The organism is Microcystis sp. M165S2, from assembly GCF_020245885.1.
Classification (GTDB): Bacteria; Cyanobacteriota; Cyanobacteriia; order Cyanobacteriales; family Microcystaceae; genus Microcystis.
Window position 1 is genome coordinate 1 of sequence record NZ_JADBTZ010000307.1, and the last position, 5,766, is coordinate 5,766.

At 40.0% G+C, this 5,766-nt stretch carries 5 protein-coding genes and 1 pseudogene; all 6 read left to right on the forward strand.

From position 1 onward, the window contains the following. Window positions 1-154, forward strand: a pseudogene (locus tag IM479_RS15275) (Uma2 family endonuclease); the annotation flags it as partial. Between the two features lie 14 nt (window positions 155-168). Continuing rightward, entirely contained in the window at window positions 169-2,187 is a 2,019-nt protein-coding gene (gene ligA, locus IM479_RS15280) for an NAD-dependent DNA ligase LigA (RefSeq protein WP_287686474.1), read from the forward strand. A gap of 278 nt (window positions 2,188-2,465) precedes the next feature. Continuing rightward, window positions 2,466-4,001, forward strand: coding sequence for a pentapeptide repeat-containing protein (locus tag IM479_RS15285; RefSeq protein ID WP_287686475.1), 1,536 nt, complete (start codon window positions 2,466-2,468; stop codon window positions 3,999-4,001). Window positions 4,002-4,040: 39 nt separating this feature from the next. Continuing rightward, on the forward strand, window positions 4,041-4,427 hold the full coding sequence (locus IM479_RS15290) for a hypothetical protein (protein ID WP_287686477.1): 387 nt from the start codon (window positions 4,041-4,043) through the stop codon (window positions 4,425-4,427). Between the two features lie 422 nt (window positions 4,428-4,849). Beyond that, window positions 4,850-5,311: a DUF2996 domain-containing protein gene (locus IM479_RS15295; RefSeq protein WP_286826119.1), complete on the forward strand. Its 462-nt coding sequence runs from the start codon at window positions 4,850-4,852 to the stop codon at window positions 5,309-5,311. Window positions 5,312-5,562: 251 nt separating this feature from the next. After that, a partial coding sequence (locus IM479_RS15300) for a transposase (protein WP_287686479.1) occupies window positions 5,563-5,766 on the forward strand: 204 nt, incomplete at its 3' end.

A 5,766-nucleotide genomic window follows, 5' to 3' on the forward strand; every position in this document is an offset into this window, starting at 1 on the left:
ATACTGGATTATCGATCCTATTGCTCTAAAAATATCAGTTTTAACCCTGATTTCGGGATTTTATGAACTGGCAGAATTTAACAAAGAAGATAGGATAATATCGGTAACATTTCCCGATTTACAATTAACTCCTCAAATGGTATTTGCCCAGTAGCATTATTAACGATTATGACTATCCCCTTAGAAATCCAACAACGTTGCCAACAACTAAAAACAGAACTACAAAGAGCCAGTTATGCTTATTATGTTCTCGATGATCCTTTTATACCCGATAGCGTTTATGATCAACTTTATCGGGAATTAGAGGACATAGAAAAGCGTTATCCTCAATTAATCACCACCGATAGTCCCACCCAAAGAGTCGGGGATAAAATCTCTAGTCAATTCGTTTCTGTTCGTCATAATATTCCCCTGTATAGTCTCGAAAATGCCTTTAACCTCGAAGAATTAAATAAATGGGGCAGCCGTTGGCAAAGATATGTAAATGAAACCCAAGACACGGAATATGTGTGTGAATTAAAAATCGATGGTTCCGCATTAGCTTTAACCTACGAAAACGGCTTTTTCGTCAGAGGTGTTACTAGAGGGGATGGAGTCACTGGCGAAGATATTACCCCCAATGTGCGGACAATTCGCTCTATTCCTTTACGCTTAAATATAGATAATCCCCCAGCAATTGTGGAAGTGCGCGGCGAAGCTTTTTTACCCCTCGATACCTTCGATAAAATCAATCAAGAAAGAGAAGAAAAGGGTGAATCTCTCTTTGCTAATCCCCGCAATGCGGCAGCAGGAACCCTACGACAACTAGATCCGAAAATAGTTGATAAAAGACGCTTACAATTTTTTGCCTATACCCTGCATTTAGACGATAACAATATCACTACTCAATGGCAATCCTTAGATAGATTAGAAACCATGGGATTTCTGGTTAATCCCCACCGTCAACTCTGTCCATCCCTGCAAGAAGTGGCGCAATACTATCAAGATTGGCAAGAAAAACGTCATCAATTAGCCTACATGACCGATGGTGTCGTAGTCAAAATCAACGATTTACAGCGACAAAATCGGTTAGGATTCACTCAAAAATTCCCCCGGTGGGCCATCGCTTTAAAATATCCTGCCGAAGAAGTCCCCACAGTAGTTAAAGATATTATCGTCAACGTGGGACGCACCGGTGCGGTTACACCCATGGCGGTGATGGAACCGGTACAAGTCGCAGGAACCACCGTACAAAGGGCTACTTTACATAATAGCGATCGAGTGGCCGAATTAGATATCCGCATCGGTGACACGGTAATTATCCGCAAAGCGGGGGAAATTATCCCAGAAGTGGTGAGAATCCTGCCCGAATTGCGTCCTCCCCAGACTTTACCCTTCCAGATGCCCACTAATTGCCCTGAATGTCAATCTCCCCTAGTTCGTCCGGTGGGGGAAGCGGTGACGCGCTGTGTCAATAGTTCCTGTCCGGCGATTTTGCGGGGAAGTGTAGTACACTGGGCTAGTCGCGATGCCCTCGATATCCGGGGATTAGGGGAAAAAGTGGTGATTTTGCTGATTGAACAGGGATTAGTTACCGCCATTTCTGACCTCTACAGCCTCGAAAAAACAGAAATTGCCAAATTAGACAGAATGGGCGAGAAATCCGCCTTAAATTTGATTACAGCTATGGCTCAGAGCAAAAATCAAAGCTGGTCGAGGGTACTTTATGGGCTAGGAATTCGCTATGTGGGCAGCGTTAACGCCAAAATTCTCGCCGAAAGTTTTCGGACTGTGGAGGAGTTAGCTAACGCCAGCGTGACTAATTTAGCCTCTGTCTATGGTATCGGTGAAGAAATCGCCCAATCGGTCTATGATTGGTTTAGAATCGAGGCTAATCGTGATTTAGTCGCTAAATTACAGGCAGCGGGTTTACAATTTGCCGCAGCAGCAAAAACCACCACCACTAAAGCCACCTTAGCAGGGAAAACCTTTGTGATTACTGGCACTTTACCAACTCTCAAACGGGAGGAGGCCAAAGAATTAATCGAAAAAGCTGGGGGGAAAGTGACGGGTTCTGTCAGCAAAAAAACCGATTATTTAGTGCTAGGAGAAGCGGCGGGTTCTAAGCTAGAAAAAGCCCTAGAATTGGGCATTACTCAGCTAACCGAAGCACAATTACTCGAATTAATCGAAGTCGGAAAAGTCTAGTAAAATCTGGATGGATTATTTCATCAACATAAAAGACAAGTTCATCCTTAAAAAATATCAACCGAACTGGGCGATAAACCTGATTTAATCCAGAAACAAACTCATCAGATAAACAGTAAATTTCTAACGACGAGAAAAGTAACATTATATTAAGTAAATATCTCTAGTTAAGGACTTTTTGCTATTCTGAGGAATAGGTACATAGTGCTAGTCCTCACGGATATTCAAACTCTCTCTAACTTTTTATAGAAAAACATAAATAACAGGGGGTTATAGTAATGATAACTTCAGATGTGGCTTCTTTGATTATCGGCATTGAAGAAAATGTGCGGGCAGAAAGCGCATATTATGGCAAGCCGGTCGAATGGCGAGAAAAATATCAAACGTGGCATTATGGAATTGGATTATCGGACACGCATTTCTTTAGTTTAGGAACTCTAGAAAAACAAGAACTGCAACTCCTAAAACGCCACGATATTCGTGATTTTGACCTGAGAATTCTTCCTGATGTTAAATCACCCTTTGAAAGCGACGAAGTTATAGAACGACTTAAATATGCTTTGAGATGGTTAGATGATTTACCAGAAAACTCATCTCAGAAAACAATTACAGGTAAGGGATTGGCTTTCCAGATATTGACAGGCAATCCAGATTATGAATATTCTAGAGATACAAAACCAATTCCCCCCGACCTAAGTTATGAGGATTATTTAAAGCAAAGTTGTCCGAAACTGAAGCCTAGTAAATATTTTCTTAAGAATCCTCAAGTTTGGGCTTATATGTTTTTGTTTATTTTTGTTTTATTTGCTGCAATTTTAACTCCTCCTTTATTTGATTTGATAAAAAATTTAATTGGTTCAATACCTTGGCTTAAAAATATAGATAATCTAGTTGAAAATATATCAAAAATATTGTTTTTCTTGTTAATTTTTATCATATCTTTCTTGCTTTGGAGGGTTTTTGTAATTATATCAAATTTTAAATGGTCGGGCTTTCAGAAAAAAAGTTTTTGGGATTGGCTACAATTATTGATAATACCCTTAATGTTAGCCCTGGGTGCTTTCTATCTGAATTCTGCAGCCGACTTTAGAGATTATCAAATTGCACAAGAGCAGAAACATCAGGAGATTCTGACGGATTATTTTTCCAAAATGCAAGATTTAATTGTAGAGACAAAAAAAAGCAAACAAACACCCGGTTCTAAAGAATCAAATTCAGAGGAAAGGTTACTGACAGAATTTAGATCGACTGCTAAAGCTTTAACTTTCTCTGTTTTAGAACAATTGGATGGTGAACGTAAAGGAAAAGTTATCATTTATTTAGCTGAATCACAGCTAATTACTGTTGATAATAACAAGCCATCTACTGAGCCAGAAATTAACTTATATGGAGCAAATCTGAAAGGTATGGTATTAAATGATGTTGATCGAGTTGAGACGGTGGATAAAAAGCCATTACGAGTAGCAATTAATGGGGCAGATATGACAGACTCTACTATTAAAAATGTAAGATTATTTGAGGGTTCACGACTACGAGAATCTGATTTTAGTCAAGCGAATCTAACAGATGTTTATTTAACTGGTGCTGATATGCAGGGGGCAAAATTTATCAAGAGTCAAATGACTAATGTAGATTTATCTAATACGAATTTAACGAGTGCAAATTTTGATAATGTCGAGACAACAAAGATAACAATTTCACCAGATACTAAACTTAATGATGCTTGTGCTACCGAAGGAGAAATTGTTTTAAACACTATACCTTTTAAGACAACTATTAAGAAATGCGAGAAAAGACTTGAGAGTGGCAAATAAATTTGAAACTTATTTAACAATTATAGGGAGCCAAATAGTATGAAGAATCGAGAGTGTTTAATTTTAGCTACTTTGATATTAAGCATTGGCCTTGCTGGCCAAGTATCTTCCCGAACTCTATCCCATGGTGTTGTTTATGGTTCAGATCGAGGCATTCAAGAAGCACAATGGGAAATAGAACAACTACCAAGACGATTGCCACAATATCGAGGCAAAAATAAGCTATTTAAACGAAAAGGATTTTATGTGAGTGTCATCTTATTCCCAACCAAGCAAGATGCTTATAACGCTCTACCAATAATAGAGGATGAATATAAAAGAGGCTCATTTGTCAGATCTCTTAACGATTGGTGTCCCAATTGGAAAAACCCAGAAAAGAAAGAAAAGACAGAAAGTGGCATACCCTACTTTGACTGCGGAATATGAGAAGTTCTTGTCAGAAAAACTAGGGTGATCATTCCTCGATCGCCCTACATTTATTTTGATGTTTGCTTTATAAATAAGCTCTAAGACTGGAGCAAATCTGCCGAAGCATTAAGTAGGGTTTGCGGCAAAAAGTTTTTCGGTGGGGGTAGGGTGTGGGGTGTGGGGTGTGGGGTGTAGGGTGTAGGGTGTGGGGTGTGGGGTGTGGGGGTTGGGGGTTGGGGGTTGGGGGTTGGGGGTTGGGGGTTGGGGTGTGGGGAGAACAAAGCTGCCTTTTGCATGAGTGCATGAGTGCCTTTTGCCCCCTGCCTTCGTTAAGGGTCAAATCGATCATCTGGATAAAAGCTGATAGCTAAAAAAACTGATAGCTGATAACCCGGGAGAAAATATAATTGTAGCTACCTACCCATTCCTGATTAATTCCTATGGCAGAAGAAACCACCACCCCCGCAACTCCGGCAGCAGCAGCAGAAAAACCGGCTCAACCTGCGGCTGCTAAAAAACCCAAGGAGCCTACCGTCGAGGAAAAACCCTTCGCTGAATTTATTGAGCAGCATTTTCAGCCCGCACTGGCGGCAGCCTTGCAAAAGCTGGGTATAACTGATATAAAGCTGTCCTTTAAACAGGATAAAATTCCCGTGCAGGGCTTTTCTGGCTCTCCCTGTTGGCAGTTAACTGGCAATTGGCTCGAGGGAATGCGTCAATTTAGCATTTATTTTTTAGAAGAAGACATCAATGGCAAAAAAGCTTTTTCTCAAGCTGAGGGCGGCGCTCAACCTAGTACCCTTGAATCATTTATGATCGATGAAAGGAAAGTTAGTCTTGATTTACTGTTGTTTTACACCAAGCAACGGCTTAACGGTCAAAAGTGGTTGACTAGAAACTAAAATTGCTGAGGATTAGCGATCGAGAAGGGGGGTTAACCACAGAAACCAAAAACCTACCTAAAACTTTTTCAAGTTACTCATTTCTGTAGCTAGATATAGCAGTTTTCATCAGAATGAGGTATGGGCAAGGGGCTTAAACCTTTTGTTAGCAAAACTTGTCGATACCTCATTAACGTGAAAAGCGCTATAACTAAAATAAGTAACTTTTGCCACCGATAGATTTTAAGAACGTTATCAGGTATAATCAAGACATGAAGCTAGTTGAACGTCATATTATCGTCCAAAACCATCCCCTGTGGTCAGAAATTGACCATTATGCCTTCTTGTCAAAAAATCTGTTCAATCTAGCTAACTACCATTATCGCCAATATTTCTTTGAAAACTCCCAAAAACTGAGTTTTAATCAACTCTATCATCTGGTATCTAAAACCTCAGATTATTTAGCTTTACCCACG

What these genes read in the sequence shown, in the direction of transcription:
- IM479_RS15285 (WP_287686475.1), top strand. Translation starts at nt 2,466, where the DNA reads ATGATAACTTCAGATGTGGCTTCTTTGATTATCGGCATTGAAGAAAAT.
- IM479_RS15290 (WP_287686477.1), top strand. Translation starts at nt 4,041, where the DNA reads ATGAAGAATCGAGAGTGTTTAATTTTAGCTACTTTGATATTAAGCATT.
- IM479_RS15295 (WP_286826119.1), top strand. Translation starts at nt 4,850, where the DNA reads ATGGCAGAAGAAACCACCACCCCCGCAACTCCGGCAGCAGCAGCAGAA.
- ligA (WP_287686474.1), top strand. Translation starts at nt 169, where the DNA reads ATGACTATCCCCTTAGAAATCCAACAACGTTGCCAACAACTAAAAACA.